Below are 24,928 nucleotides of genomic sequence, written 5' to 3'. Positions count from 1 at the left end.
TGAAATAGAGTTTGCGGCCCAGCTGACGGCGGGAGCTGCGGCACCTTTGGATAGGTGCGCTGTACCTTTGAATGAAACTGTTACGGCGGAGAATATGGAGAGCAATGGCTGCTGACTACGACCCGCGCATCGTCGCGCTCTACGACCGGGCAAATCCCGACGGGCCGGATCATGACTACTACCGGGCGCTGGCCAACAGGAAGAACGCCCAGAGGATCCTAGATTTGGGATGCGGAACCGGAATTCTCACGGTGAGCTTCGTCAGCCCGGGCCGCAGCGTGGTCGGTGTGGACCCATCGCCTTCCATGCTCGCCTACGCCCGGCAGCGTCCCGGGGCGGACAACGTCACCTGGATCCATGGTAAAGCCACGGCGTTGGCTGAAGGAGAATTCGATTTCATGGTCATGACTGGCAATGTCGCCCAGCACATCATCGATCCGCAGTGGGAGCTAAGCCTTAACGCGCTGCGCAAAGCGGCAGCCGAGGGCGCGGTGCTGGCCTTCGAATCCAGGAATCCATCCGCACGGGCCTGGGAGAAGTGGGCGGGCGAAGCCCCCGAAAGCAGTCAAACCCCGTACGGTGTGCTCACCGAATGGTGCCAAACCGAAGTACTCGACGAGCACAACGTGCTGCTGCGCAGCTTCAACCGATTCGAGGCCACCGGGGAACTACACGTCGAGGAAAACGTGCTCGCATTCCGCAGCGAGCGGCAGATCCGGGCGCAGCTTGCCGAGGCGGGATTCGAAGTTCGCGCGGTTTACTCGGACTGGAAAAGCACCGAATTCAGTGCCGATAAGCCGCTCATGGTCTTCGAAGCCGTGGCCGTGTGAGGCAAGGAAGGAACAACGCATGAATGGCGCTGGAAATGAGCTGGCCATCGAGCGCATTGATGTCCAGCATGAAGCTGCGGTGCAGCAGCTGTTCCCGAGCAATCGCGAATACTGTGTGCGGGTCACTGGAGCACCGGCAACGGCCGATGCGGCGTTCAAAGCGCTGAGCGAACTTCCGCCCGGGGTTGATGCCCAGAACAAAATTGATCTCGGGCTGTGGGAAGGAAACGAACTTGCAGTCTTCGCCGACCTGATCCTCGGGTGGCCGCACGCAGATAACGCGCATATCGGGCTGCTCATGGTGTCCACAAGCGCCAAGAGCCGCGGATATGGGCGCCGGATGCATGAGGAGGTGCTGAACCTAGTCGCCAAGCACCCGCAGATCACCCGCCTGCGGATATCCATCGTCCAGTCCAACGCAGATCTAGCCGAGGGATTCTGGCAGCGCATGGGCTACCGCAACACCGGTGAATCCTTCGCGTACACCGCCGGTACGGTCCAGAGTACTGCTCACATCTGGATGCGGCCGGTTGGCCGAAGCACAGGTGCCCAAGGGGAGCGGAGTCTTTGATGAGCAGATCACCAGATAACATCTTGCTGCATCTTGCCCAAGAGCAGGAGGAGAAGGTGCGGGAGATCTTCGCGCAACTGGCGCAGCACGGCTTCCCGGTACAACAGCAAACTCCGCACATTACCATCACGTTTTCACCGGATATGGGCCAAGAAGCCGTGGAGAAAGCAGCACAATTGCTGCCGGCGGTGATCCCTGCACAATTCCAGCGGGTGGGTACCGTCATCTTCGGAACCAAACGCAAGCAAACCGTTGCCTGGCTGCTGGAAACCTCCGACGAGCTGGAACGCGCCGCACGCCAGATCAGCGCAATGAACCCCGACGGACGAGGAGAGCGGTGGACGCCGCACCTGACGATGGGCTTGCGGCTGCCGCGTGAAATTGTCCCGGACTATATCCGTGCTTTAGATGAGATCGCAGCTAATGGGCTCAAGCAGATCGATGCGGTGCGTGCGGTGCTGTGGAAACCGCGCCTGCAGCAACTTCGCATGCTCGCTGGGCAGTAGCCGGTTCAAGACAGCTAAGCGGATGCGTCGCGCTGCCGCACGGCAGTATCCTTCATGATCCGCAGATAGCCGAAGCCGACAAATAGATGCAGCACCGTTCCAAGGGCCAAAATGACAACGCCCGGGATGGACAGCATCGAGAATTCAGGAATTCTGCCAAAGGCCACGCAAGCTAATCCCAGCATCATGATGGCGGTGCGGATTTTTCCCAGCCAGGTGGATGCTGGCGGAGCATCCAGCTTCAGGAAGAAATAGGTGCACAGCAGGATTAAATCGGTGATGAAGATGGCCAAGCCAACCCATAACGGGATCGCCCCATTGATCACCAAGGCAACAGCGATAGCGACGATGCCCAAGCGATCGGCAATCGGATCCAACAAGATGCCCAGCTTCGACACTTGATTGAATTTGCGGGCAATGAACCCATCGATCCAGTCGCTCAGCCCAAAAGCTAGCAGCAGCACGGCAGTCAGCGTGGGTTCAGTGTCTGCCACCAGATAACCGAAGATGGGAATGACCAGGAGAAAACGGATGACCGTGATGGCGTTCGGAACTGTCGCCCACTCATGTTTGCGTACCGCGCGCGTATCCACTGCGTTCCCCTTTCGCTTAGTAGAACGATGACGCACAGAGCGGCAATATACAAGGGCGGCAACCATCTGATGGGCACATTCCCTGCCCCCGCACCTGGGCGGGAATCTTGTTAACGCACTGCGGGGGCCATCCTGGCGGATGGCCCCCGCAGCCAAAGCTGAAAGGCAGGCTGGAGAATTAGCCCTGCTCGAGGAGCTGGAAGCTGACTCCACCCTGTTCATCTACCGCAGCGTCGAGCACCTTGCCTTCTAGGGCGTCGGCAATTGCTTCATCCACGTAGACGGGGCTTCCTTCGGTAGCCACGACCCCGTCGGTGCTTTCTGGTGCTGGTACAACCTGAAGGCCGAAAGCGGCTTCTTCTGGTTGGGTGCTGTCTGCTTGCATGATGCGCAGTCCAGCGTTTTCTTCCTCGGACTGGTTGGTGACGATCGCGGTCACGATCGATGCTGCTTGGTCGGTCAGTGCGAGCACGAAGGCTCTCCTTCCGGTTGAGGACATGCCAAGGTCAGGACATGTGGGTGCCACGATTCCAAAAAATGCCATAAAACTCAACATCGCTTAACAGCTGCGCAACATGCTTGGACTCAGGCACCGCAAGCCAGATAGGGTACCGCCTTGCACCTAGGCTAGCGTGAGGCGGGGAAAGAGGAATAGATGTCTGAAGACTTGGCAGTTCGAACAGTCAGTGCGGCAGGACCGCGGATCGCGCTCGCGCATTTCCAACCCGGTGACGCATCTGACATCCATGCATTTGCCAGTGATCCGTTGGTATGCCGGTACTCGACGTGGGGCCCTAACCAGTTGGCAGATACCCAAGCGTTCCTCCAAGATGCGCTGGTCGAGCAGCCGCAGCGGTACTTGCAGGCAGTCTTGGTCGATGGCGTGCTCATCGGCTCAGCTTCAGTATGGGTCACCGACCAGATATCCAAGGCCGGGGAAATTGGCTACACCCTGAATCGAAACTATTGGGGCCGCGGATATGCAACCGAGGTTGCTGTGCTGCTGCTCCAGCTGGGATTCGAGAATCTTGGTTTGGAACGGATCAGTGCGACGTGCGATGCAAGAAATACTGCGTCCATCCGAGTCCTTGAAAAGGCAGGGCTCACGCTTCAAGCACGACGGGGCGAAGATCTAGAAAACTGCTCGCAACGGGCTGAAACCCTGATTTTCCATATCGTTGAAACACGGGCCTAGCCAAGGACGAGATGGGTATATTGGCAGCAAGAAGCAATGGAAGGCGCCGATGAGACTCCACCACATTCAGATTTCCATGCCGAGAGGCCAAGAAGCCGAAGCCCGCCGGTTCTACGTCGAAGGCCTGGGTATGAGCGAAGCCAGCAAGCCACCAGCGCTTGCAGGCCGCGGCGGGTGCTGGTTCCGTGCGTTGCACGCCGGTACTGTGGTGGCAGAAGTTCATCTGGGCGTCGAGGACGAATTCATCCCAGCCAAAAAGGCCCATCCGGGATTGGTGTGCGATTCGCTTCAAGAGTGGGAAACCCTTGCCGGCCGTCTCGATTCCATGGGATATGACCTGTCGTGGGCTGAACGTGAAACTTTTGAAGGATATCTTCGATTCCATGTGCGTGATGGTTTCGGCAACCGCCTGGAAATCATGACGCCGGCAAACTAAGCCAATCAACGCATAACCAGGAGCCATAGTGGAACCGACCCCGCTGGCAGCAGCCAAAGATCATCCGGTGCCAGGAGAAGTTGCGCGTCTGCTGGCAACTGTTCCCCAATGGTTCGGGCAGGCTGAATCAAACGCAAAGTACATCCAAGCCGCCCGGAGTATGGAAACCTGGACCGTCCGCGATGCCCGAGGCACGGTGCTCGGCGTGCTCTTGGCACAGAGGCACTACCAGCACAGCGCCGAAATTCATTTGATGGTGGTTGACCGGGCCCATCACGGCAAGGGAATCGGCACGGCGTTGTTCGCCGCCGTAGAAGCTGAAGCGCTCGCCGGGGGAGCCCGGCTCTTGCAAGTCAAAACTCTGGGGCCTTCCCACCCGGATGCTGGCTATGCGAAAACCCGTCGATTCTATGAAAAGCAAGGTTTCTTGCCCCTGGAGGAAACTGACCTGTGGGGAGCTGGAACACCCTGCCTGATTATGATCAAGCCGCTTGGAGATAGGCAGGAAAAGGTAAACCAAGACGGATGATTGCCTCGTGGAATCCAGGACCCTTGGAGTTCACTGTCCGGCTGTATCAATTAGTTGGTGCCGGCCATAGACTGGGTGCATCCGGCCCCTAATCTAGGAGATCTCCTTGACTGGAATTCCAGCTCTCGCCCAGAACCTCGCCACGCAGCACGCCTCAGGAGACCTGCTGGTCATGCCAACTGTGTGGGACGCCTTCAGCGCCAAACTCGCGGTCTCTGCAGGATTCAAGTCACTGACCGTCGGTAGCCACCCGGTCGCAGATTCCTTGGGTAGCAAAGATGGCGAAAATATGGATTTCGCCGATTATCTCGGGGCAGTTCAGCGAATTACCGGCAGCGTCGATGTGCCAGTTAGCGCCGATGTCGAATCAGGCTACGGTTTGGATCCGAAGGAACTCTTTGAACGCGTGGTGGAAGCTGGCGCGGTAGGGGTGAATATCGAGGATGTGCTGCACCGTGAAGGCGGCCGTGTGCGTGAACGCCAAGAGCATGCAGACTACATCAATGCGGTCAGGCAGGCAGCGGATGGTGCAGGCATCGACTTTGTAATCAACGGGCGCACCGACGCGGTGAAGCTGGTTGATCAATTTTCGGACCCGCTAGGCGAAGCCATCGAACGGATGAAGCTGATGGAGCAAGCCGGGGCGCGCAGCGTGTATCCGGTGGCGCTATCCAGCGCGGACCAGGTGGCGAAGGCAGTGCAGGCGGTGGGTATTCCGGTGAACGTCACCGCCCATCCGGTCAAGGCGCACGCAGCGGGCGACCTGGCCGCTTTGCGTGAGCTGGGAGTGCGCCGAGTGAGCTTTGGACCGCTCTGGCAAATGTGGCTGGCTGAGGTTTCCGGCAAGCAGCTTCAAAGCTGGCTCTAGAGTCTTGCCCGGGGCACTGGCTTGCACCTCAGGCAGGCAACGGTCGTAGTCTGGATGCATGGATGAACGACAAATCAAGCAGCGTGCGGTTCCTTCTAAACCTTCGGCATTCCGCGGAGTTTTAGAAAACCTGTCGCCGGGGTATTTTGCCCTCACGATGGGAACCGGCATTGTTTCGGTGGGTCTTCACGAAGTCGGATGGGATCTGCTCTCTCACATCCTGCTGGTCATCGCAGCAGTGTCCTATGTGCTGCTGTGGGTTCTGTACATCTGGCGGGCAATAGCGTTCCGCGCCGCCATGAAAGCAGATCTTCGCGGGCCGGAGATGGCCTTCGCCTACTTCACGGTGGTTGCCGGCACCGATGTTCTCGCAGTGCGCCTGGGAGCTGAAGGCTTCGGCGTGATCTGCCTGGCACTGGTAACCCTGGCTACGGTGCTCTGGTTCATCTTCGGCTATGTTCTGCCGTGGCAGGTGTTGCTGAGCAGGGATGGGAAGCCGATCCTCTCTCGGGTCAACGGCACCTGGTTCATCTGGGCTGTAGCCAGCCAGTCACTGGCCATAGGGATGAGTATCGTCCAGCCCTATGTGGCGACCGGAAAATCCCTGATTGGACTGGTGGCCGTGCTGAGCTGGTCCGTGGGCGTCGCGCTGTACGCCGGCGTAGCCGTGCTGGTGCTACTGCGAATCGTGTACTTCGGGATGACACCGAAAGAATTCGAACCGCCGTACTGGGTGGCGATGGGAGCCATGGCAATTGCTGTGGTGGCCGGCACCAAGATCATCGCCATGGAATCCACGCCGATGGTCGCGGCCACGCGTGTTCTAATTGCCGGGACGGTTGCGGCCTTCTGGGGCTACTGCCTGTGGCTGATACCCGTACTGGTGGGTGCTGGGGTGTGGCGGCACGTAGTTCACCGCATTCCCTTGGGATACACCCCAACACTCTGGTCCATTGTTTTCCCGGTGGGCATGTTCGCCGTCGCATCGATCAATTTGGGCCGTGCTGACTCATTGCCGGTGGTTGAAGCCATCGGAGACGGTTCGCTGGTTGTCGCGGTGCTGGTTTGGGCCTTGGTCTTTGTTGCCATGATCCGGCACTACGTGATGCTCGGATGGCGCAGCCGGGTTGTGGCTAGCTAGTTGCTGATGCCGTAGGCCTTGTGGATGCTCTGCTCGTTTTCAAGAGTTTGAAGCATGAACGCAGCCAAATCATGGCGGGTGATGGTTCCGCCTAAGCGCCCTGATTCGCCCACTTGGAGTGCGGTCCACTTGCCCAGCGCCGGTTTGTTGTTCAAGCCGGTGGGCCGTACGATGCTCCAGTCCAGCGCGGAATTCTCCACCAGCTTTTCCTGCTCGGTGTGATCAGCCAAGGGCTTGGCCAAGAGTACTTTGGAAACAAATCCGATGACCCCGGGAAGCTGTGTTCCGGAATTTCCGGCGCCCAGCGAAGATTGGATCAGCAGACGCTTGGGACCGTTTTGTTCTATGGCGTGCACCACGCTTCGGGTGACACTGGTGCGGGCGTTTTGCTTTCCTTTGCTTCCGCCTACGGTGATCGCCACAGCGTCGGCGCCGGCAATTGCCTGGGCAGCAAGAAGAGGATCTGAGGCATCGGCCTGGATGTGCGTGATCTGTTCATCGGCTGCGTGTGCTGCACTGCGGGAGACTACGGTAACTTCATGGTTTGCTTCGCGTGCGAGCTTAGCCAGCAAGGCGCCGGTTCCGCCATTTCCGCCGATAATAACGAGTTTCATGTGCTCTTTCTTAAAGTGATCAGACAGGCGCTCTGCACTATTCTCCCGCAAGGCGGTTAAGTGTTTGCATCAGCTTCTTGAACGTGCGCTGGCCGGTCTCCGAGAGGCAGACCAAGGTGACTCCGTAGCGTTCTTTGCGTTCCTTGGACAGATGCACCAAGCCGCGGGTATCCAAGTCCTTGAGAATCTTTGACATGTCGGTAGTCGACAGCCCGGTTGTTTCTTGGAGCGTGAGGAAATCGGTCTGTTCCACCTGGTTCAAATGGGCCAGCGTAACGAACCTCTTGGGCGCCAGGAGTAGCGGATCAAGTTCTTGATACTTCATCGGGCTCAGCGCCGAATCAGCAGGAAGAGGTAGTAGCCAAGCCAAAGGAGCGGAGCCAGGCCGCTGAGGATGAGGGAATCGGGCCAGGGAGCAGTTTCCTGGTGGACGAGGTTTCGCCATGTGGGCTGGAGCAGCCACACGGTGAAGATGGCCAAGATGATGCGGGCCCCGCGGAAGCGCGGTTCGTTGACCCGCCGCTGCCGTGCGGCAAACCAGTGCTGGGCGCAGAGGAAAGCAATGATTGCTGGTGCGATGGACAGCCAACCGTAGCCGGAGAGCGCCAGTTGTCCTGCCGCAAACGAAGCGGCAATGACGGCAACGGCCATCAGATGGTCGAAGGCCTTGAACTTGCGGCGCGGTCGGGAGGGAACCGAGCTGAGAAGCTGCTGGGCATCGCTTGGTGTGAGGCGGGCTGAACCGCCGGAATCCTTGCTCATATTTCTACCCTTGCAACTAGTTGCAATATTTGCAAGTAGTTGGAGGTTTTAATCTGATGTCTATTTTCAACCTCCATGAGATCGAAGAACTGATATTCTCGTGCGGAAGAAGCAAACCATTCCACGGCACCGAGGCGCAAAAAGATGATTGCTTTATCCGCACCGCGTAGAACAGTTCCTGGCAAACGGCCCAAAGCTTTCACATGGCAACCTGAAGCCGATACGTTCATCGCCCTATTTACCCTGCTGGCATTTTCGCTTTGCTATTACGCAGGCACGTCGATCAATAGCATATTCCTGTGGTGCGGCATCTTGGTGTTCGGAACATTCATCCCCTTATGGACGGTGCTTCATCGTCGCGGAGAATCACTGGAGCAGCTGGGGATTACGAGAAAATTCCTTGTCACATCACTGATCGTTTCCTTTGTCTTAGGTGCAGGATCCGCATTCCAGTTGATTACCTTGGCCAGCGCCAGTAACGCGAATATCGCAAGCCATCTGGTGGCGAACTTCTTAGTGCTGTGGGAGCCGTTCTTCGTTTTCGGCTGGCTGTATTTGCGCTGGGAGCGGGCCTTTGGATGGCTGCCGGCAATCGCCTTGACCGGTTTGGGGTTCACCATCCAGCATCTTGGATCCGTCCCACTGGCTGCCGCGGCGGGATTTGGCGTTTTTGCGATCATGTTCGCGGTGGTCTTTGCCCTGGTGCGCAATCTGGTGGTGCTGTGGCCGCTGTTCTATCCGGTGGCCAGCGGAATCGGGACCTTGCAGGCTGGGTTTGTGATGGGCTGGGACGACGCAGGCATCTCGGCGATCCTGCTGGTGCTTCAGCTGCTGATCTTCTGGTGGGTGGCCACGAAGCCAAGAAGCTTGCGGGCAGCTTAGCCAAGGGCGCCGGCTGCGTAGGCTGCCTGCCCGACATGCACCGCGGCGTCGTCAATGATGGAGACCAGCCGGACCCCGCGGGTTACTGCCGGTTCCCAATTGCGGTCAATGATTTCATCGAGCTGCTCTTCATCAAGTGCCGTGGCGTAATCGCTCAGTGCGTTCATGCAGGCTTCCAGATAGTCCACCAGCAGGTGCTGGTCATCGGCGACAATCGCGCGGGCTTGTTCGGCGCTGTGCCCGTACCCCATGGAATCGCCCAGTTCGCCCAGATTGAAGCGTTCGCGGAATTGCTCCCACAGCTGGGGCTGACCGCTGAGCTGTGACAGCTGGATATCTGCTTCACGCCCCGAATGCCATAAAAGCCACGCAATCGAGTTGGGATGGTTGCCCGGATGCGCGTTGAGCTGTTCAACGCTGAGCTGCGGCAACGCGCGCACCGCGTCAATCGGACGATGGGCCAGGCTGGTCAGGATGTCGGTGATGTTCATGATTCCTCAGTATTCTCGCGGTGCCAGTCATGGGCTTCGCTATCGGCGGTGAATCCGGCGGCCAGGTAGGTGGATATGGCAGTGGTGTTTTCACTCGGGGTGCACACTAGCGCGCTGGAAGCGCCCATGGAGCGCAGTTCGGCGGCTGCTGCCAAGCTGATCGCTGTGCCGTATCCCTTGCCCCGGGAGGCCCGGTGCACGGCAATCGGTTCCAGAAGCCCCGGGCGGCCGGACCCTGCGGACCAGACCGCGGCGATGGCCAGTGGGTTCATCTCGCTGTCGTAGGCGGTGAGGCATTGGCCCTGTTCATAGATGGGCGTATTGGCCATGGTGTGCCAGCGCTGCACGGCTCGTTCCAAGTCCGCTGCACTGAAATCCTGGCCGCGGAAGGCATTCAGGTGGGTTTCCATCCACTGACCAGCCTGAGCCGGATCAACTCGGCGGAAACTCAGTTCCGGCAGCCGCACCGGTTCATCCAGCGACCGGCGCAGCGGAGTCCAAGCTTCCCCGGGCTTCCAGCCATTGCCCTGCAGGGCCTTGCCCAGGGCAGTGGCGCCCCGGGCTTCGATACTGGCACTGGCTGAAGGAAAGATCCGGTTGGCCGGCGAGGCCAGATCAGCATAGATCTGCTCGGCTAGCGGCTGGATGTCCAGGAAGTCCGGGTGCACTGCCATCCGAATCAGATCCGGGCCATCGAGCAGGCCCAAGGCGTAGATGGCTTCGCGATCCGCCCAGACGCGAAGGCTGCGGGCAGTGCTGTTCAATCCACGCATGGCATACCAGCCCACATCTCCGGGGTGAAGCTGCAACGGCAGGCCGTCGTGCTGCCAGCGGGCGAGCTCATCGACGAGACCGGCAACCTGCGGTGCGGCGGGGATAAGCATTTTGAGGCCCATCAGCCTATTCAAGCACCCGGTGAGTCACCGCGACAAGACTCCGCCCAAGGCAACAGGCCAGCGGCATTGGTTCAATGCCGCTGGCCTGTTGCCGGTGTTCTAGTTCCTGTGCCTGGCCCTACAGCTTTGCGGTGGCCTTCCATGCCGAGTGCACGGCGCCGTGGATGCAGTTGAGCGCGCCGGCATCACCAATGACATCGACGTTGAAACCGGCTGTGCGCAGTTCATCGGCTACCGGAGCGGCACGGGTGGTGCCATTGAAGTAGATGACCAGGTCGGCTAGGGCACTGTGCTGCTTTTCGCCTAGGCGACTCCATAAGGGAAAGCGATGGCACGGGCGGCGTAATGGTCGATTTCCGACTGCACGATTTCACCGCCTTCGGAAACATTCATATCCATCGCTGGAAGCACGACGCGGTTCGGGGTACTCATGGGCCCGATCCGGCCCTCTGGCATCAGGTGGGGAAAAGACTTGTTGTTCATGGCAACATAATACTTCCGAAAAATGCAAGGAAAATCTCCGAAGTTGACTTAAAACACTGAAATTGAACCTATAAAATTAAAGATTGGCCTAAATTTCTACAGGTAGTCAAGCAAGCTAAATATAGACTGTGTTTTTATCTGAGAAGAAATTCTATGCAAAAAATTCCTAATTCCCTTACCTCAGTAAACAATAAATAATTTCCATAAAGGGAGAATAACTAACGGATTCAGGGCAGTGGTGAGCGTGAGGTGGGCCACTGCCACGGTAGGCTGTCAGTATGTATTGGGAGAACATGGTCTTCGATTCCGAAACGCCCAAAGAGCATGGCAAATTCTGGGAAGAACTGCTGCACTGCCAGATGCTTACGGATAACGAGGGCGGATACGAAACTCGGCTGCACCTGCCCGAGCAGCGCTACCTGGATTTCTGTTTCCCTATGGTCCAAGATCCGGACCGCACAATTCAACGCGCCCACCTGATTCTTGCTCCCAGCGCCGGTCCGCTGGGAGGATGCGGCAATGATCCGGGGCAGGCGCTGGAATCCAGGAGGGATTCCGCTGGCAACGAGTATTTGCTCTGTGCCGGTGAAGAGCGCAAGGGCCTGGAACTAGTTGCCCTGCAGCTGGCTTGCTCGGACCCCCTGCGCGATGCAACTTTTTGGTCGAAGCTGATGGGGTGGGACATCGTAAACCAAATCCCAATGACTTTGGCCCATCCATCCGGCCTCGGCCCGCAGCTGATCTTTGTCCCAGAAGAATCGCCTAAAACTTCGCGGAAAAATGCGCTCCACCTCGACTTGCGCCTTGAAGCAGGGGAGAGCTTGGATGAAGCGCTGGCAACAGTCCGTTCGCTGGGCGGAGAAGAGCTCGACCAGCAGTGGGGAACCCTTCCTTGGAAGGTCTTCACCGACCCGTCAGGAAATGAATTCTGTATCTTGGAACCGCTGCCAACAGCCTGAAGGGTAATCGAGAAAGCCCAAGGACCCGCAAAAAGGAATAACGTGCCAGCACAATCACACGGCCAAAGCGCCCGCGGAACCGAACCGAACCGTGCGCGCACCAGATTGCTGGTCCTGGCGATGGCGTTCGTCACAGCAATCCATCTGCTCACCCAGCTGTTCGCACCTGCAGGGATATTGGCCGACGTTACGCAGATAATGCTGATGCCGCTGCTTGGCGCGATCATCATCGCGCTGACCAGCGCACAGCGCGGCAAACTGATCAAGCTGGTGCTGATCGCGGTCCTCTTCTCGTGGGTAGGTGACACCCTGCCACGGTTCATGGAGGGCGACCAAGGATTCCTGGCCATGGTCGGCAGCTTCCTCATCGCCCAGTTCTTCTACATCGCGGCGCTGGCCAGGTACTGGAGATCCTCCGTAATGCGGCACTGGTGGATGACAACTCCATATCTCGGCGCATTCACAGTTTTAGTGCTTCTGTGTGCGCCCGGGGCCGGGGCACTGCTGGTCCCGGTGCTCATTTATGGAGTGGCGCTGACGGCGATGGCCATTTTCGGCACTGGGCTGGGGGTGCTCGCTGGCTGCGGCGGGGCGATATTCTTCCTATCCGATTCCTTGATCGCCTTACGATCCTTCACCACCCTTGACATCCCCGGAATGGGATTCTGGATTATGCTCACCTACGTGGTTGGACAGGCGATGATAGGAATTGCCGCAACGAGAACCGAGCAGCACCAGAAGGAAAAGAATCCATGCCGTTAGCACCAGAAGCCAAGATCCCGTTGATCCTGGTGCATGGCAATGGAGTGGACCACCGTATTCTCAAACCGCTGGAGCCGGTGTTGGAAGAAGCCGGAATTTTCGACCTGCACTTTATTGATTTGCCCGGCTTCGGTACGTGCCCGCCACTGGATGGCACCGGGGGATTGCCTGAGCTTGCGACATGGCTGGAAGAACGGATCAAGCGCATCGCGGGAACTGGGAAGTTCGCCCTGCTGGGCAACTCCCTTGGAGGTTTGCTCTGCCAGGAAATGGCCGACCGTTTCCCCAACCAAGTCCAAGGCCTATTCCTCCTGGCACCGGCGGTCTTCCCTGATAACGCGAGGCGGACCCTTCCCGAAGCACAGGTACTCGTGGAAGATCCGCAATTAATTGCCCAGCTTGAACCGAAGCAGGCACAGCTATTTCAAGAGGTTGCCGTGATTCAGTCACCCCAGACCTGGAAGCGCTTCGTCTCGTGGGTTCTGCCCGGTTTGGAATGCGCGAACTTGCGGGCCATGGCCAAGCTCTCCAGACGCTACGTCCTGGACACTTTGCCCGTGAACCGCGAGAGCCAACTGAACATCCCCGTTTCGATCCTGTGCGGCAAACAAGACCACGTCACCGGATATCAGGATCCAGAACGGCTCGCGCACCGTTATCCTGCGATGCGCATGGTGGTGCTTGATCCTGCTGGGCATAACTTGCATCTTGAGCAACCCGAGCAAGTAGCCTTCGAACTGCAGGACTGGTCCTGCCGCATTGGCAACATCCGTGGCCTGTTCCCAGAACGCGAGGTACGCAAGGAGCCGGAGAAATTTGAGTAATCGCTTGCATCCGGCTACATTTCGAATCAGCAAGTACGGTTGTTGCCAGAGCACGAAGGAATAAGGCATGGAAGAAGAACTCGTGCTGCGCGAGCTCGAAAGCGTAGATGAAGTGCCTGACCTATTGGACATATGGCGCGGTTCGGTGGAACGGCGAGGAGATTTCCTCTCCGCGGCCGATATCGATGCCGTGGCCGTGGCTTTGGAGGCAATCTACAGCCAATCGGTGTCCATTAGAATCGCGCAGCAAGGGCAGCGCATTGTCGGCTTTGCTGCCTGGGGCCCGACACAGATTGAATTGCTCTGGGTGAGTCACAGTGATCGGCAAAAAGGCGTGGGCCGAGTCTTGCTGGAACAAATCATTGCCACCACTCCGGGCGTTAGTGTTCATCTCGATAGCCAGCGTCGGCACGCCATCGATTTTTTTGGCACGTGCGGATTCAAGCTGATTTCCTCGGACGCAGAAGCTTCGGAGCAACGCATCATCTTGCGCCACGGATAATCTGCTCCCCAGATCGTGGCACCATAGTTTCATGAGCGAAAATAGCCGTGAAATCCGTGAAGTCAACATCGAGCGCCTCGAAGCGCGCAAGTACAAAGCCACCAGCCTTGAATCAGGTGCCAGCCTTGAATTCGGCCAGGGCGAGGGTCTGCTGACCCCCGTTGAGCTGTTGCTTGCCGCCATTGCAGGATGCTCTTCCATCGACGTGGATGTGGCAACTACGCGCAGAAGCGAACCGGAGAAATTTGAAGTCAAGGCCAGCGGCTACAAGGTCACCGAAGACTCTGCGAGCCGGATGGAAGACATCCATCTTGGTTTCGATCTGAAGTTCCCGGATACCGAAGAAGGACGCAAAGCCGCTGGCATGATCCAACGCATCGTCAAGCTGTCCCATGACAAGTACTGCACAGTTTCACGGACGGTTGAACTTGGGGCCGTCGTGCAGAGCGAAGTTATCGACTAAGCGTAGGGAAATTTTCGCAATTCTTAGCTTGATATAGGGCAACGGCCGAATCTGCAAGAGATTCCAAGGCAATTCAGGGGTTCTAGCTGTGCGTGGAACTTTCTAACATTGCGTGAATCAGTTGTGGCATAGGGCACATATTGCGGATTCCGTGCAATCAACTAATATTTCATAGGGTTTTCGCAATTCAACCTGTGAAAGTCTATTGAATCAAGCTGGGGGTATTGGACTTTGCCCTAGTCAGTGTTGGAACTTCATCGTAGGGTCGGATTGTCCCTACGTTGAAGGAGCAGCAATGCAGTCTGAGAACGTTTTAGGAAATATCGACTGGGCGTCGATGCTACAAAAGGTTGGCATCGCGCTAATCATCCTCATCATCACGTGGCTTGTTGCGCGCATAGTTCGTTGGGCTGCAGCCAAACTGGTGACTAGGGTGAAGTTCCTGCAAAAGCAGGGCAATGACGGAGAGCAGATAGGCCAATCCCTCGGCAAGGTTGCAGGGTTGATTGTCTGGCTCTTCGGCCTGGTAGCAATCTTGCAAGTCTTCGCACTATCTGAAGTCCTCTCGCCGGTGCAGGGTCTGCTCGGCGGCGTAATGGCCTTCATTCCAAACCTCATCGGTGCAGGCTTCATCTTCTTCATCGGCTACGTGATCGCAAATATCGTTCGCCAGCTATTGAAGACCGCGTTGGGAACCGTAGACTTCAGCAGCTTGGTCCGCAAAGTCACCCCGCGCGGCGAACCTGTAGATGGAGTCCAGTCACGCGAATCCCAAGCGAAGATCGTTGACATCATTTCCAACATCGTCTTCGCCTTGATCTTGCTGGTCGTGGCAATTTCGGCCCTGCAGGTACTGGGAATCGCGGCAATTTCGGATCCTGCTCAGCAGATGCTGCAGCTGGTCTTCACCGCAATCCCACAGGTCATTATGGCCTTGGCTCTGTTGGCAGTCGGTATCCTGATTGCCAAGTTCGTCGGTCAGTTGCTTGAAACCACTCTTCACGGTGTGGGTACCGACTCGGTCGTGGCCCAGTGGGGCATTGTTCCCGAAGGCAAGAGCGCATCGGGAATCATTGCCGGCATCGTCAAGATCGCTATCGTGCTGTTCTTCGGCGTGATGGCAGCTCAGATGCTGAACTTCCCAGCGATCACCAACATCCTCAACGAGATCCTGGCCCTGGGTGGCAAGATCATCTTCGGCGCAGCAATCATTGCCGCAGGTTTCGTCATCGCCAATGTCATCGGACGGTTCTTGGGTGACTCCACCGCTTCAAAGATCATCCGCTACACAGCAATTGCGCTGTTCGTAGCGATGGGCCTGAAGTACATGGGTATCGCCGATTCGATCATCAACATGGCCTTCGGCGCAATTGTCATCGGTGCAGCACTGGCAGCAGCGCTGGCCTTTGGACTTGGCGGACGCGATGCAGCCGCACGCACGCTGACCAAGATGGAAGCAAGCAAGAACAACGACGGCCCGAATACGATGCCACCATCGTCAACCCCTGGTATCTAACCATCAATCACAGAACTTGAGGGACAGATAAAAAGCCACGGAATCCAATTTTGGATTCCGTGGCTTTTTTGAATTTCAGCACGCTACGGTTGCCTGCTCCACGGCAGCGCGTTCACTGCCGGTGCCGGGTCGGTGCGCAACCGAGCATAGGTATACACATCAATGCGATTGCCATCCACCAAGAACTTGCCCCGCTCGATTCCCTCACGCAGGAAACCATTGCTTTCGGCCACGTGCTTTGAACTGGCATTATTTGCCCGCAGTCCAAGCTCCAAGCGGTAGAGACCTAACTCGCCGAAAAGATAATCCACCAAACTCGCCACAGCACGGGTAGCCAGTGATCGGCCACGGTACTTCTGGTTCATCCAATACCAAACCCACGCGTTCTCATTGGACTGGTTCACCGTCCCGCACACCAAGCCAACCAACCGGTCTTCGATGGTCACCGCCAGTGCCCGCTGGCGTTTCCTATCCTCAAGCAGCGCTTGGACATACGCGTGAGCTTTCTGCAGGGTATCGGCATCACCTTGGCGCTTCATATCCGGGTTTGAAGAAAATGCCTCGAACACCGCTGCTGCATCAGATGGTTCAAGTGGACGCACACAAAATTCATCTCCTGCGCTCGCAGCCGCTTCAGCTTTTGGAGTAGAAGCAGGGATCGGTGCGCTGCTGGTGGTGCCCTGATGGAAGATCATCTGCCAGCGATCCTGCTCAAGGATCCACAGCGAACTGCGCTCGCTGCTCACCTCGGCATGCAAGTGCCAGCGCAAAAGCACCAGGTGCCCTGCCAGCTGCAACGCCACCGGGTTCGCCACCTTCAACGGGCCCGACTGTCGAATGGGTTCCATGGCCAGCTGGGCGATGATGCTCTCCCGGTCATAGTTCCGTCCGCTGGCTCCAACCTCGCGGAACCAAGGATGCAAGAGCCGCTTCAATTCCTCGACGCTGCTCCGGCGACTTGGATCCAGCAGTTCTTGCTCCAAGTCGATGATGACTTGGGCCAGCGAAGAATCAAGCCGAAGAGCTACAGGGAAGTCTTGAAAATCCATACCAGTAACTACATCACAGAAGATGACGGAACTAGTGGCAATAAAGTTCGACATTATGAGCTAGCTCATGCTTATAATCGCAGTAATCCGCGGGAGCCTGAATTGACCAGGCTGAGAGGGCACCGAGCCGACCGCTACACCTGATGCGGGTCATGCCGCCGTAGGAAGGAAGCGTGCCCTTGTGCATGTCAATATCGTTGGTGCCGGAATTATTGGCCTGGCTATCGCATTCGAACTCCAATCCCGAGCTCACACCGTCACGCTCATCGATCCGGGTCCGGGCCACGGCGCCAGCTATGCAGCGGCAGGAATGCTCGCTCCAGCAGCTGAAACCAATTGGGGCCACGGTGAGCTGCATCAGCTGCTCGCCGCATCGAATGCAGCCTATCCACAATTTATTGAACGCATAGAATCCGTGACCGGGCACCGGCCGGACTACCTGCAAAACTCCACGCTGGTTGTCGCTGCCGAGCCTGCTGACCGCGAAGCATTACATGAACTGGCAGAGCTGCAAGTATCCCTTGGACTGTGTGCGCAAAAGCTGTTGCCAAGCCAAGCACGAAAACTCGAACCGGCGTTGGCCGCCAATATCGCAGGCGCGGTCCTGTGCGAAGAAGACCATCAGGTCGACCCGCGCTCAGTTCTCAAGATCCTGCTGGCGCACCTGCGTCCTTCGCTCATTGAAGAATCCGTGCAGACGCTGCTCACTAAAGGGGAGCGGACCGTCGGGGTTCGCACCGTAACAGGCCGGATCCTCGAAGCTGACCAGACCATCCTTGCCACCGGGCTTGGCACGGTTCAAGGCCTCCCGCATCTTCCGCTGCGCCCGGTCTATGGAGATATCCTGCGGATCCAAGGACCTGCAGGACCTCCGCTGATTACCCGCACCATCCGCGGCATCGTGCACCGGGACAACGTGTACTTGGTCCCAAGAAAGGACGGCAGCCTGGTGCTTGGCGCCAGTGTCCGCGAAGATGCGCAACCGGCAGTGAACATCGGGGCCATGCACAACCTGCTGGACAATGCCCGCAAGCTGGTTCCCGGGATCAGCGAGTGCACCTTGAACGAAGCCACCGCCCGAGCCCGTCCAGCCACCCCGGATGACCGGCCGCTGATTGGCCGCCTTGATCCGGGCCTGGTTCTCAGCACCGGATATTCCCGCCACGGTGTCCTCTTGACCCCGTTGGGCGCCCGGATGACCACCGACCTCATCGATGGCGCAGAACCTGGGCAATTCGACCTGGCAGTGAACCCGCACCGCTTTGCTACGACAACTACTCTGAGCACTCATTGAATGGAGCACGCAGCTATGAAAACCATCGGCATCAACTTCAATTCCCAGCCAGTAGACCTGGCCGAAGGTACGACCCTGCGCGAACTGATCAGCACGAGCATCGGCAAGGAACTGGATGGCAACTCGCTGGCAGTAGACGGCAGCAAGCTGGGAATCGCAGCCGCGGTCAATGGGGCCGTTGTCCCACGAAGCGCGTGGAATACCTGCCTGCTGGCCCAAGGGCACAGCGTTGAACTCGTTACCGCCGCCCAAGGAGGCTAAGCATGGAAACGCAAAACATCACCGAATTAGACAGCCAAACCGATCCCTTCCAGATCGCCGGGCGCACCCTGTCCTCCCGCTTGATCCTGGGCACCGGGGGAGCAACCTCGCTTGCCACCTTGGAAACCGCGCTGCAAGTCTCCGGCACCGAACTGACCACCGTGGCCATCCGCCACTTCTCGGCAGCCGGAGCCGGCAGCGTCTATGAACTCTTGCAGCGCAACAACGTGATCCCGCTGCCTAACACAGCCGGATGCTTTACCGCCCGTGATGCAATTCTGACCGCGCACCTGGCGCGTGAAGCATTGGAGACCAACTGGATCAAGCTCGAAGTCATTGCCGATGAGCACACGCTGCTGCCCGATCCGCTGGAACTGCATGCAGCTGCCGAGCAATTAGCCGCCGACGGCTTTGAAGTGTTCGCCTACACCAATGATGATCCTGCCCTGGCCCAGCGTTTGGAAGATGCAGGGGTGGCCGCCATCATGCCAGCCGGTGCCCCCATTGGCTCAGGTCTGGGAATCTTGAATCCACACAACATTTCCACCATCGTGTCACGCGCAAATGTGCCGGTGGTCCTCGATGCCGGGGTGGGAACGGCCTCGGATGCGGCCCTGGGAATGGAATTAGGCTGCGACGCGGTACTCCTCGCCAGTGCAGTCACCCGGGCGCACAATGCACCCCTGATGGCAGCCGCCATGCGCGATGCTGTGCGGGCCGGCCGAGCCGCACGGCTGGCAGGGCGCATTCCTCGACGCGAGACCGCGCTGGCCTCCTCGCCAGCCGAGGGCATGATGAAAACCCTGATCGGCGACTTCTCATGACCCGGGCACCCCTGGTCTCTGCTGGTGCCGAATTGGAACCGGCCGAATTGGCGCGCTATTCGCGGCACTTGACCCTGCCTGGAGTTGGCGCAGAAGGCCAACGGCTTATCGCCAATGCCAAGGTGCTGGTCATCGGGGCCGGGGGACTGGGAAGCCCCATCGCCAGCTATCTGATTGCCGCAGGTGTCGGCACCCTGGGCGTGGTGGATGATGACCGGGTTGAACTGTCGAATCTGCAACGCCAAATCATGCACCGCGAACACGACGTGGGGCGATTGAAAGTTGATTCCGTGCCGCGGCTGGCCCATGAACTGAACCAGCATGTCCGGATCACCACCGTGGCGCAGAAACTGGACGAAACCAACGCCGTGGCCCTATTCAGCGATTATGATCTGGTGATCGACGGCAGCGATAATTTCGCGACCCGGTACCTGTCCAATGACGCCGCGGAAATTACCGGCACGCCGTTGGTCTGGGGCACGCTATTCCAATTCTCCGGACAAGTCTCCGTATTTGATCCGCGCACCGGACCGATGCTGCGAGACCTGTTCCCAGAAATTCCCGATGCGGATTCTGTGCCCAGCTGTGCCGAGGGTGGAGTCTTTGGCGCCCTGTGCGGAGTGATCGGTTCGGTGATGTGCACCGAAGCTTTGAAGCTCATCACCGGTGTCGGCACTACCCTCAGCGGCAAGCTCTGGCTCTATGACGCACTGGATGCCAGCGTGCGGACCTTGTCCTTCTCCAAGGATCCAAAGCGAGATCCGGTTGTCGAGCTAGGGCAGTACCAGGCTGCGGCGTGCGGCATTGAAAAACAAGACCTGGAGCTGAGCGTTGGGCAATTGACCGAAATGGAAGCGCAAGAAGCGGTCTTGGTCGTGGATGTACGCGAAGGCTGGGAACGCGAAATCGTGGCGATTCCACATAGCCAGCATGTGCCGCTGGCGCAGCTGCACGAAGGCGAGCTCGCAGAACTGGCCCGTAGCGCGTCGAAAATCGTGTTCGTGTGCAAGACCGGTGCACGCTCCTATCAAGCCGCGCAGAACTTCGCATCCGGCCCGACATCAAGCATTCCGGTCTACAGCCTCAGCGGCGGAACCCTGGAATGGGTGAAACAAGTGCAGGGGCGCGACCTGGCCTACTGAACGGAAGATTCTGCACTGGCATACTTAACGCATGAGATTGGGAGCTGCGCTGGAAATCCGCGAATTGGAAAGCCAAGACGAACAGCAGGCAATCGATGCGCATCACCAGCTAATTGCCGAAGATTCCGAGTTCCTGCCTACCTGGTCTGCCGATGAGGATTGGGAAGACTACATCTACCGGATGAGTGCGGGGCGCCGCGGTGAGCACATCCCGGAAGGGTGGGTGCGCTCGGGGTTGTTCGCGGCCTTTGACCAGGGCGATCTGGTGGGCCGGGTTTCACTTCGATACGAGCTCAATGAAGGCCTGCTTCAAGTCGGCGGACATATCGGCTATGGTGTAATTCCCGAGTATCGTCGCCTTGGTGTGGCACGGGCACTGTGTAAATTCGGATTGCAGGAACTTCGCGAAGCGGAAATTGAACATGCGCTCGTAACTTGTGATTCCGATAACATTGCCTCAAAATCCACCATTGAAAGTTGCGGTGGCTTGCTGGACGCGGAACTTCCCGAAATTGAAGTCAGTGATGGGCCCAGCAAGTTGCGGTTTTGGATTTCAACGCGGTCAATCCGCTGAATTTTTCGCGACTGGTACATGAAATTCCTGTATGTTCTGACACAGATCAACAGACTATGAGTCTCGAGCGCGTAAACTGGATTGTTGGGTCGACTTTGGCCCCGACTCCATAGACCCAAATTCTCGAGCGGAAGTGAGCCTTCACGCATGTCAGCAAACACCATTACTCGCGATGAACTTCGCAATGTAGCCATCGTTGCACACGTTGACCACGGTAAGACCACCCTCGTCAACGCAATGCTCCAGCAGACTGGCGCATTCGACAGCCATGGTGAAACCGAAGATCGCGTGATGGACTCAGGTGAGCTGGAACGCGAGAAGGGCATCACCATTCTTGCTAAGAACACCACCGTGTTCTACAACGGCCCAGCAGCCGAGGGCAAGAAGATGACCATCAACGTCATCGACACCCCCGGCCACGCCGACTTCGGTGGCGAGGTGGAGCGCGGTCTGTCGATGGTTGACGGCGTTGTTCTGCTCGTCGACGCATCTGAGGGTCCATTGCCCCAGACCCGCTTCGTGCTGCGTAAGGCACTGAGCGCAAACCTGCCAGTAATCATCGTGGTCAACAAGACCGACCGCCCGGACTCCCGCATCGATGGCGTTATCTCCGACTCCATGGACCTGCTGCTGGGCTTGGCTTCGGACCTGGCTGATGAAGCTCCAGACCTGGATCTGGATGCGATCTTGAACGTACCTGTCGTCTTCGCCTCGGGCAAGGCCGGCTACGCTTCGATGAACCAGCCTGGCGATGGCACCCTGCCAGACAACGAAGATCTCGAACCACTGTTCGAGACCATCATCAAGCACGTACCTGCACCGACCTACACCGAAGGTGAAGTTCTGCAGGCTCACGTCACCAACCTCGACGCTTCGCCATTCCTTGGCCGTCTGGCACTGCTGCGCATGATCAACGGCACCCTGCGCAAGGGCCAGCAGGTTAACTGGGCACGCCAGGACGGCACCATGAAGCAGGTCAAGATCACCGAGCTGCTCGCAACCCAGGGTCTGACCCGTGTTCCAGCTGAAGAAGCCGGACCAGGCGAGATTGTTGCAGTTGCAGGTATCGAAGACATCATGATCGGCGAGACCCTCACCGACCTTGAGAACCCGAAGCCACTGCCACTGATCACCGTTGATCCACCTGCGATCTCGATGACCATCGGTATCAACACCTCGCCACTGGCTGGCAAGGTCAAGGGCGCCAAGGTCACCGCTCGCCAGGTCAAGGATCGCCTGGACAAGGAACTGATCGGTAACGTTTCGCTGAACGTTCTGCCAACCGAGCGTCCAGACGCTTGGGAAGTACAGGGTCGTGGCGAATTGGCACTGGCCATCCTCGTTGAGCAGATGCGACGCGAAGGCTTCGAGCTGACCGTTGGCAAGCCACAGGTTGTGACCAAGATGGTCGACGGCAAGGTTCACGAGCCAATGGAACGCATGACCATCGACGTACCAGAAGAGTACCTGGGTGCTATCACCCAGCTGATGGCATCGCGCAAGGGCCGCATGACCGACATGGCTAACCACGGCACCGGCTGGGTCCGCATGGAATTCATGGTTCCTGCACGTGGCCTGATTGGCTTCCGTACCCGCTTCATGACCGAAACCCGCGGCGCCGGCATTGCCGCTTCGCTGGCCGAAGGCTACGAGGCATGGGCAGGTAACATCGAGTACCGCATCAACGGTTCGATCATTGCTGACCGTGCAGGCGTTGTGACTCCGTTCGCGATGATCAACCTGCAGGAACGCATGAACTTCTTCGTGAAGCCTACTGAAGAGGTTTACGAGGGCATGATCGTTGGCGAGAACTCCCGCGCCGATGACATGGACGTGAACATCACCAAGGAAAAGAAGCTCACCAACATGCGTGCAGCTTCCTCGGATAGCTTCGAAAACCTGACCCCACCACGCACCCTGACTCTGGAAGAGTCGCTCGAATTCGCTCGCGAAGACGAGTGCGTTGAGGTTACCCCAGAAGCAATCCGCATCCGCAAGGTGCTGCTGAACGCCAACGACCGTGCCAAGGCTACCCGTGCACGCGCTCGCTCCTAATAAGCAAACAACCCTCGGGAGCAACCTCTCCGCGCTATGGCGTGGAGCGGTTGCTGCCGTGGCAGCAGGATTGTTCGGCACCTCAATCCACGCATCCATCACCTATGTCGGAAACGATATTCCGCTGGTGTGGGGAGTGGGGCTGGCTTGGCTTCTGCTTGGAGTCCTGGTGTACTGGGCTGCGGTTTCCTCATCGAAACTCTGGGCCGGAGCGCTGGGGTTCATCGGCTGCTATGTCACTGTTGGCCTGATTTCCTATGTGGGTAACGACCAATTGATTTTGGGCATGCAGTACTACCGGTTCCTGCCCGGACCAACGCTGGCCTCAGCGTTGTGGATGTACGGCATGGTTATTCCGTCGGTGATCGCCTTGCTCTGCGCCCTGCGGGTGCTGCGCAAGCAACGACGCTAGAACTAAACACTGAAGGAGTTCTTCCCCAGATGGGGAAGAACTCCTTCAGTGTTTAACGGCCAAGTGCTGCTTACTGGTCTTTGGGCGTATTGCCGGTCAGATCCAGGTGATGGGCAAGGAACAAGGATGTGGCCACGCCATCTGGATCAGGGTCGCGCACCGCGTAATCCTCGATGACAGAACGCAGGCGGCTCATCAGCTCCTTCTGATTCTCCTCATTGAGTTTCAGGCCCAAGCGGACCACCTGTATTTCCTGCGGAGCAAGTCCTTCAATTTCCTGCAGGAAAGTATCTACCAGCATCGGGGCCGCATCGGGGATGCGGGTGCCCCAGGACTGCTTGGTGCTGCGGTAGGGCACTTCTTTGGCCCCGCGGTTGCCGCGGCGTGCTTCCTCAGCGGCGAGGTAGCCGTTGCTGACCAAGGTGCGCACATGGTGCAACGAGGTCGCGGGATTCAAATCGAGAATGTCCGCAATTTCCTTGTTTGTACGTGACTCGTGGAGGCACAAGCGCAAAATGCGAAGCCTCAACGGAGAGCTGAGAGCTCGTGCTCGCGATTGGACAAGTTTATCGGAGGGCATGTAGACAGCATACGCGAAAAGCCTTGAGTGATTGGCAGATTCAAATCACATGTCGCCCCTAGCTACAGGGCAAAGCTGGCCAAGCACCATGGCTCAAATGAATCCTGGCTCCGCTTCGAGGGGCTACTCGCTGCGCGAAGCACGCGGCCGACGCCGTGCCGGGGGAGGCGGGACACGCTTGGCGTGGGTGATCGCCTCGCGGGGGATTCTCACCAGCTCGGTGCGCGTCTGGATGGTCACCGATTGCTCGGTGACTTCCTGCAACTCGCCCAAGGCATCTGAAAAATGTTCGCCGGTGCGCACATCGGATAACCGGTAGCGCACAACTAGGCGTTCACCGGGAGTCACATCACTAAAACTCAGCATTTGTGCACGTCATCTTTCCGTAAGAAGAATTCATCTGAACCCCAAGTAGCTGAAATGTGAATCGTCGATTACGTCACAGCGGGTCAATGGGCGGTCCGATGCATGGGTATCAGGACTAGACTGTAGTTTGAGCTGGTAGAGGTTTCAAAGAGCATCTAAAGAAACCACTAGCTCCTGTTGAAACCACCCAGTGCAAGGAAAGGTCTCGGCCCTCGTGACTTACATCATCGCTCAGCCGTGCGTCGACGTTAAAGACAAGGCGTGCGTCGAAGAGTGCCCGGTAGATTGTATCTATGAAGGTGAGCGCTCGCTCTACATTCACCCGGATGAATGTGTTGACTGCGGCGCCTGCGAACCTGTCTGCCCAGTTGAAGCCATCTACTACGAAGATGATGTGCCTGATGAATGGGCCGACTATTACAAGGCAAACGTCGACTTTTTCGACGAACTTGGTTCCCCCGGCGGTGCCGCTAAAATTGGTAATACCGGCACTGACCATCCATTGATCAGCGCCTTGCCACCACAGAACCAAGGCTAGGTTTTCACTT

At 57.9% G+C, this 24,928-nt stretch carries 36 protein-coding genes and 1 riboswitch; of the genes, 24 read left to right on the top strand and 12 right to left on the bottom strand.

Annotated features, from left to right (window positions below):
• Positions 1-104: 104 nt before the first annotated feature.
• Genes AARI_RS11975 through AARI_RS11965 form a run of 3 tightly spaced genes read left to right on the top strand, consistent with a single transcriptional unit; the run spans position 105 to position 1,907 of the window.
• Positions 105-830, top strand: a complete 726-nt coding sequence (locus tag AARI_RS11975) for a class I SAM-dependent methyltransferase (protein ID WP_013349555.1) — start codon at positions 105-107, stop codon at positions 828-830.
• 19 nt (positions 831-849) lie between these two features.
• Complete coding sequence (locus AARI_RS11970) at positions 850-1,401, top strand: GNAT family N-acetyltransferase (RefSeq protein ID WP_013349554.1); 552 nt, start codon at positions 850-852, stop codon at positions 1,399-1,401.
• A gap of 23 nt (positions 1,402-1,424) precedes the next feature.
• On the top strand, positions 1,425-1,907 hold the full coding sequence (locus AARI_RS11965; protein WP_226910536.1) for a 2'-5' RNA ligase family protein: 483 nt from the start codon (positions 1,425-1,427) through the stop codon (positions 1,905-1,907).
• A 14-nt stretch (positions 1,908-1,921) separates the two neighbouring features.
• Here AARI_RS11965 and AARI_RS11960 read toward each other — a convergent pair whose 3' ends face one another.
• Both AARI_RS11960 and AARI_RS11955 read right to left on the bottom strand, forming a co-directional pair.
• Complete coding sequence (locus AARI_RS11960) at positions 1,922-2,500, bottom strand: CDP-alcohol phosphatidyltransferase family protein (RefSeq protein ID WP_013349552.1); 579 nt, start codon at positions 2,498-2,500, stop codon at positions 1,922-1,924.
• 178 nt (positions 2,501-2,678) lie between these two features.
• Complete coding sequence (locus AARI_RS11955) at positions 2,679-2,972, bottom strand: hypothetical protein (protein ID WP_013349551.1); 294 nt, start codon at positions 2,970-2,972, stop codon at positions 2,679-2,681.
• 183 nt (positions 2,973-3,155) lie between these two features.
• On the opposite strand from AARI_RS11955, the gene AARI_RS11950 reads away from it, so the two are divergent.
• The 5 genes from AARI_RS11950 to AARI_RS11930 all read left to right on the top strand — a co-directional run bounded on the left by AARI_RS11950 (position 3,156) and on the right by AARI_RS11930 (position 6,669).
• Entirely contained in the window at positions 3,156-3,695 is a 540-nt protein-coding gene (locus AARI_RS11950) for a GNAT family N-acetyltransferase (RefSeq protein WP_013349550.1), read from the top strand.
• A 49-nt stretch (positions 3,696-3,744) separates the two neighbouring features.
• Complete coding sequence (locus AARI_RS11945; protein ID WP_013349549.1) at positions 3,745-4,131, top strand: VOC family protein; 387 nt, start codon at positions 3,745-3,747, stop codon at positions 4,129-4,131.
• A 28-nt stretch (positions 4,132-4,159) separates the two neighbouring features.
• Positions 4,160-4,660, top strand: a complete 501-nt coding sequence (locus AARI_RS11940) for a GNAT family N-acetyltransferase (RefSeq protein WP_013349548.1) — start codon at positions 4,160-4,162, stop codon at positions 4,658-4,660.
• A 106-nt stretch (positions 4,661-4,766) separates the two neighbouring features.
• Positions 4,767-5,528: an isocitrate lyase/PEP mutase family protein gene (locus tag AARI_RS11935; protein WP_013349547.1), complete on the top strand. Its 762-nt coding sequence runs from the start codon at positions 4,767-4,769 to the stop codon at positions 5,526-5,528.
• A gap of 58 nt (positions 5,529-5,586) precedes the next feature.
• Positions 5,587-6,669, top strand: a complete 1,083-nt coding sequence (locus AARI_RS11930; protein WP_013349546.1) for a tellurite resistance/C4-dicarboxylate transporter family protein — start codon at positions 5,587-5,589, stop codon at positions 6,667-6,669.
• Here AARI_RS11930 and AARI_RS11925 read toward each other — a convergent pair.
• The 4 genes from AARI_RS11925 to AARI_RS11910 are packed head-to-tail and all read right to left on the bottom strand — an operon-like array spanning position 6,666 to position 8,275.
• Entirely contained in the window at positions 6,666-7,283 is a 618-nt protein-coding gene (locus AARI_RS11925) for an NAD(P)-dependent oxidoreductase (RefSeq protein WP_013349545.1), read from the bottom strand. The two genes, AARI_RS11930 and AARI_RS11925, sit on opposite strands and share 4 nt — an antisense overlap.
• Before the next feature lie 37 nt (positions 7,284-7,320).
• A complete protein-coding gene (locus AARI_RS11920) occupies positions 7,321-7,608 on the bottom strand; it encodes a transcriptional regulator (protein WP_013349544.1) in 288 nt (95 codons plus the stop codon).
• 5 nt (positions 7,609-7,613) lie between these two features.
• Positions 7,614-8,045, bottom strand: a complete 432-nt coding sequence (locus AARI_RS11915; protein WP_013349543.1) for a hypothetical protein — start codon at positions 8,043-8,045, stop codon at positions 7,614-7,616.
• Positions 8,042-8,275: a hypothetical protein gene (locus tag AARI_RS11910; RefSeq protein ID WP_146040893.1), complete on the bottom strand. Its 234-nt coding sequence runs from the start codon at positions 8,273-8,275 to the stop codon at positions 8,042-8,044. The genes AARI_RS11915 and AARI_RS11910 overlap by 4 nt, the downstream gene beginning before the upstream one ends.
• A 223-nt stretch (positions 8,276-8,498) precedes the next feature.
• Here AARI_RS11910 and AARI_RS11905 point away from each other — a divergent pair, with 223 nt between their 5' ends.
• Positions 8,499-8,927, top strand: a complete 429-nt coding sequence (locus tag AARI_RS11905) for a hypothetical protein (protein ID WP_041648886.1) — start codon at positions 8,499-8,501, stop codon at positions 8,925-8,927.
• Here the strand turns inward: AARI_RS11905 and AARI_RS11900 are convergent.
• Positions 8,924-9,418 carry a mycothiol transferase gene (locus AARI_RS11900; protein ID WP_013349541.1) on the bottom strand — a complete coding sequence of 165 codons (495 nt, stop codon included), beginning with the start codon at positions 9,416-9,418 and terminating at the stop codon, positions 8,924-8,926. The two genes, AARI_RS11905 and AARI_RS11900, sit on opposite strands and share 4 nt — an antisense overlap.
• Complete coding sequence (locus AARI_RS11895; RefSeq protein WP_013349540.1) at positions 9,415-10,302, bottom strand: GNAT family N-acetyltransferase; 888 nt, start codon at positions 10,300-10,302, stop codon at positions 9,415-9,417. The genes AARI_RS11900 and AARI_RS11895 overlap by 4 nt, the downstream gene beginning before the upstream one ends.
• A 172-nt stretch (positions 10,303-10,474) precedes the next feature.
• On the opposite strand from AARI_RS11895, the gene AARI_RS20300 reads away from it, so the two are divergent.
• On the top strand, positions 10,475-10,597 hold the full coding sequence (locus AARI_RS20300) for a hypothetical protein (RefSeq protein ID WP_257997912.1): 123 nt from the start codon (positions 10,475-10,477) through the stop codon (positions 10,595-10,597).
• A gap of 20 nt (positions 10,598-10,617) precedes the next feature.
• Here the strand turns inward: AARI_RS20300 and AARI_RS20295 are convergent, their stop codons facing one another.
• Complete coding sequence (locus tag AARI_RS20295; RefSeq protein ID WP_013349538.1) at positions 10,618-10,746, bottom strand: hypothetical protein; 129 nt, start codon at positions 10,744-10,746, stop codon at positions 10,618-10,620.
• Between the two features lie 329 nt (positions 10,747-11,075).
• Here AARI_RS20295 and AARI_RS11885 point away from each other — a divergent pair, with 329 nt between their 5' ends.
• From AARI_RS11885 to AARI_RS11860, 6 genes are all read left to right on the top strand, one after another.
• Positions 11,076-11,756 (top strand): VOC family protein, encoded by a 681-nt coding sequence (locus AARI_RS11885; RefSeq protein WP_013349537.1) that lies wholly within the window; start codon positions 11,076-11,078, stop codon positions 11,754-11,756.
• 42 nt (positions 11,757-11,798) lie between these two features.
• Positions 11,799-12,518, top strand: coding sequence for a lysoplasmalogenase (locus AARI_RS11880; protein ID WP_013349536.1), 720 nt, complete (start codon positions 11,799-11,801; stop codon positions 12,516-12,518).
• Positions 12,509-13,342 (top strand): alpha/beta fold hydrolase, encoded by an 834-nt coding sequence (locus tag AARI_RS11875; protein WP_013349535.1) that lies wholly within the window; start codon positions 12,509-12,511, stop codon positions 13,340-13,342. The genes AARI_RS11880 and AARI_RS11875 overlap by 10 nt, the downstream gene beginning before the upstream one ends.
• A 67-nt stretch (positions 13,343-13,409) precedes the next feature.
• Positions 13,410-13,844, top strand: a complete 435-nt coding sequence (locus tag AARI_RS11870) for a GNAT family N-acetyltransferase (RefSeq protein WP_013349534.1) — start codon at positions 13,410-13,412, stop codon at positions 13,842-13,844.
• Between the two features lie 31 nt (positions 13,845-13,875).
• Complete coding sequence (locus AARI_RS11865; RefSeq protein WP_013349533.1) at positions 13,876-14,307, top strand: OsmC family protein; 432 nt, start codon at positions 13,876-13,878, stop codon at positions 14,305-14,307.
• Between the two features lie 295 nt (positions 14,308-14,602).
• Positions 14,603-15,823 (top strand): mechanosensitive ion channel, encoded by a 1,221-nt coding sequence (locus AARI_RS11860; protein ID WP_013349532.1) that lies wholly within the window; start codon positions 14,603-14,605, stop codon positions 15,821-15,823.
• Between the two features lie 83 nt (positions 15,824-15,906).
• Here the strand turns inward: AARI_RS11860 and AARI_RS19300 are convergent, their stop codons facing one another.
• Positions 15,907-16,872 (bottom strand): GNAT family N-acetyltransferase, encoded by a 966-nt coding sequence (locus tag AARI_RS19300; RefSeq protein ID WP_013349531.1) that lies wholly within the window; start codon positions 16,870-16,872, stop codon positions 15,907-15,909.
• Between the two features lie 79 nt (positions 16,873-16,951).
• A riboswitch (TPP riboswitch) is annotated at positions 16,952-17,056 on the top strand.
• Here AARI_RS19300 and thiO point away from each other — a divergent pair.
• From thiO to AARI_RS11820, 7 genes are all read left to right on the top strand, one after another.
• Positions 17,054-18,166 carry a glycine oxidase ThiO gene (gene thiO / locus AARI_RS11850; RefSeq protein ID WP_013349530.1) on the top strand — a complete coding sequence of 371 codons (1,113 nt, stop codon included), beginning with the start codon at positions 17,054-17,056 and terminating at the stop codon, positions 18,164-18,166. Its footprint overlaps the riboswitch before it by 3 nt.
• 15 nt (positions 18,167-18,181) lie before the next feature.
• On the top strand, positions 18,182-18,427 hold the full coding sequence (gene thiS / locus AARI_RS11845; RefSeq protein WP_041648879.1) for a sulfur carrier protein ThiS: 246 nt from the start codon (positions 18,182-18,184) through the stop codon (positions 18,425-18,427).
• Between the two features lie 2 nt (positions 18,428-18,429).
• Positions 18,430-19,251 (top strand): thiazole synthase, encoded by an 822-nt coding sequence (locus AARI_RS11840; RefSeq protein WP_013349528.1) that lies wholly within the window; start codon positions 18,430-18,432, stop codon positions 19,249-19,251.
• A complete protein-coding gene (gene moeB / locus AARI_RS11835) occupies positions 19,248-20,393 on the top strand; it encodes a molybdopterin-synthase adenylyltransferase MoeB (protein ID WP_013349527.1) in 1,146 nt (381 codons plus the stop codon). The genes AARI_RS11840 and moeB overlap by 4 nt, the downstream gene beginning before the upstream one ends.
• Before the next feature lie 31 nt (positions 20,394-20,424).
• Positions 20,425-20,967: a GNAT family N-acetyltransferase gene (locus tag AARI_RS11830; RefSeq protein WP_013349526.1), complete on the top strand. Its 543-nt coding sequence runs from the start codon at positions 20,425-20,427 to the stop codon at positions 20,965-20,967.
• A 147-nt stretch (positions 20,968-21,114) separates the two neighbouring features.
• Positions 21,115-23,022 carry a translational GTPase TypA gene (gene typA, locus AARI_RS11825; RefSeq protein WP_013349525.1) on the top strand — a complete coding sequence of 636 codons (1,908 nt, stop codon included), beginning with the start codon at positions 21,115-21,117 and terminating at the stop codon, positions 23,020-23,022.
• A 58-nt stretch (positions 23,023-23,080) separates the two neighbouring features.
• Entirely contained in the window at positions 23,081-23,434 is a 354-nt protein-coding gene (locus AARI_RS11820; RefSeq protein WP_041648876.1) for a hypothetical protein, read from the top strand.
• A gap of 70 nt (positions 23,435-23,504) precedes the next feature.
• Here the strand turns inward: AARI_RS11820 and AARI_RS11815 are convergent, their stop codons facing one another.
• Positions 23,505-24,014, bottom strand: a complete 510-nt coding sequence (locus tag AARI_RS11815) for a helix-turn-helix domain-containing protein (protein ID WP_013349523.1) — start codon at positions 24,012-24,014, stop codon at positions 23,505-23,507.
• A 123-nt stretch (positions 24,015-24,137) separates the two neighbouring features.
• Positions 24,138-24,380 carry a putative acetyltransferase gene (locus AARI_RS11810; RefSeq protein ID WP_013349522.1) on the bottom strand — a complete coding sequence of 81 codons (243 nt, stop codon included), beginning with the start codon at positions 24,378-24,380 and terminating at the stop codon, positions 24,138-24,140.
• Between the two features lie 214 nt (positions 24,381-24,594).
• On the opposite strand from AARI_RS11810, the gene fdxA reads away from it, so the two are divergent.
• The gene (gene fdxA / locus AARI_RS11805) at positions 24,595-24,918 is read left to right on the top strand and encodes a ferredoxin (protein WP_013349521.1); all 324 of its coding nucleotides are present in this window, start codon (positions 24,595-24,597) and stop codon (positions 24,916-24,918) included.
• The last annotated feature ends 10 nt before the right edge of the window (positions 24,919-24,928 follow it).

The sequence above is a fragment of the Glutamicibacter arilaitensis Re117 genome (assembly GCF_000197735.1).
GTDB classification, from domain to species: Bacteria; Actinomycetota; Actinomycetes; order Actinomycetales; family Micrococcaceae; genus Glutamicibacter; species Glutamicibacter arilaitensis.
The sequence above is the reverse complement of the archived record's forward strand: the minus strand, read 5'-3'. Positions and strand labels throughout refer to the sequence as shown.

Bases quoted from the DNA above. Each gene is read 5' to 3' on its own strand.
- AARI_RS11920 (WP_013349544.1), bottom strand. From the start codon at position 7,608: ATGAAGTATCAAGAACTTGATCCGCTACTCCTGGCGCCCAAGAGGTTC.
- AARI_RS11930 (WP_013349546.1), top strand. From the start codon at position 5,587: ATGGATGAACGACAAATCAAGCAGCGTGCGGTTCCTTCTAAACCTTCG.
- AARI_RS11810 (WP_013349522.1), bottom strand. From the start codon at position 24,380: ATGCTGAGTTTTAGTGATGTGACTCCCGGTGAACGCCTAGTTGTGCGC.
- moeB (WP_013349527.1), top strand. From the start codon at position 19,248: ATGACCCGGGCACCCCTGGTCTCTGCTGGTGCCGAATTGGAACCGGCC.
- AARI_RS11950 (WP_013349550.1), top strand. From the start codon at position 3,156: ATGTCTGAAGACTTGGCAGTTCGAACAGTCAGTGCGGCAGGACCGCGG.
- AARI_RS20295 (WP_013349538.1), bottom strand. From the start codon at position 10,746: ATGAGTACCCCGAACCGCGTCGTGCTTCCAGCGATGGATATGAATGTT.
- AARI_RS11895 (WP_013349540.1), bottom strand. From the start codon at position 10,302: ATGCTTATCCCCGCCGCACCGCAGGTTGCCGGTCTCGTCGATGAGCTC.
- AARI_RS11970 (WP_013349554.1), top strand. From the start codon at position 850: ATGAATGGCGCTGGAAATGAGCTGGCCATCGAGCGCATTGATGTCCAG.
- AARI_RS11945 (WP_013349549.1), top strand. From the start codon at position 3,745: ATGAGACTCCACCACATTCAGATTTCCATGCCGAGAGGCCAAGAAGCC.
- AARI_RS11910 (WP_146040893.1), bottom strand. From the start codon at position 8,275: ATGAACGTATCGGCTTCAGGTTGCCATGTGAAAGCTTTGGGCCGTTTG.
- AARI_RS11915 (WP_013349543.1), bottom strand. From the start codon at position 8,045: ATGAGCAAGGATTCCGGCGGTTCAGCCCGCCTCACACCAAGCGATGCC.
- AARI_RS11900 (WP_013349541.1), bottom strand. From the start codon at position 9,418: ATGAACATCACCGACATCCTGACCAGCCTGGCCCATCGTCCGATTGAC.
- thiS (WP_041648879.1), top strand. From the start codon at position 18,182: ATGAAAACCATCGGCATCAACTTCAATTCCCAGCCAGTAGACCTGGCC.
- AARI_RS11860 (WP_013349532.1), top strand. From the start codon at position 14,603: ATGCAGTCTGAGAACGTTTTAGGAAATATCGACTGGGCGTCGATGCTA.
- AARI_RS11865 (WP_013349533.1), top strand. From the start codon at position 13,876: ATGAGCGAAAATAGCCGTGAAATCCGTGAAGTCAACATCGAGCGCCTC.
- AARI_RS11815 (WP_013349523.1), bottom strand. From the start codon at position 24,014: ATGCCCTCCGATAAACTTGTCCAATCGCGAGCACGAGCTCTCAGCTCT.
- AARI_RS11875 (WP_013349535.1), top strand. From the start codon at position 12,509: ATGCCGTTAGCACCAGAAGCCAAGATCCCGTTGATCCTGGTGCATGGC.
- AARI_RS11885 (WP_013349537.1), top strand. From the start codon at position 11,076: ATGTATTGGGAGAACATGGTCTTCGATTCCGAAACGCCCAAAGAGCAT.
- AARI_RS11925 (WP_013349545.1), bottom strand. From the start codon at position 7,283: ATGAAACTCGTTATTATCGGCGGAAATGGCGGAACCGGCGCCTTGCTG.
- AARI_RS11830 (WP_013349526.1), top strand. From the start codon at position 20,425: ATGAGATTGGGAGCTGCGCTGGAAATCCGCGAATTGGAAAGCCAAGAC.
- AARI_RS11840 (WP_013349528.1), top strand. From the start codon at position 18,430: ATGGAAACGCAAAACATCACCGAATTAGACAGCCAAACCGATCCCTTC.
- AARI_RS11870 (WP_013349534.1), top strand. From the start codon at position 13,410: ATGGAAGAAGAACTCGTGCTGCGCGAGCTCGAAAGCGTAGATGAAGTG.
- AARI_RS19300 (WP_013349531.1), bottom strand. From the start codon at position 16,872: ATGGATTTTCAAGACTTCCCTGTAGCTCTTCGGCTTGATTCTTCGCTG.
- typA (WP_013349525.1), top strand. From the start codon at position 21,115: ATGTCAGCAAACACCATTACTCGCGATGAACTTCGCAATGTAGCCATC.
- AARI_RS11975 (WP_013349555.1), top strand. From the start codon at position 105: ATGGCTGCTGACTACGACCCGCGCATCGTCGCGCTCTACGACCGGGCA.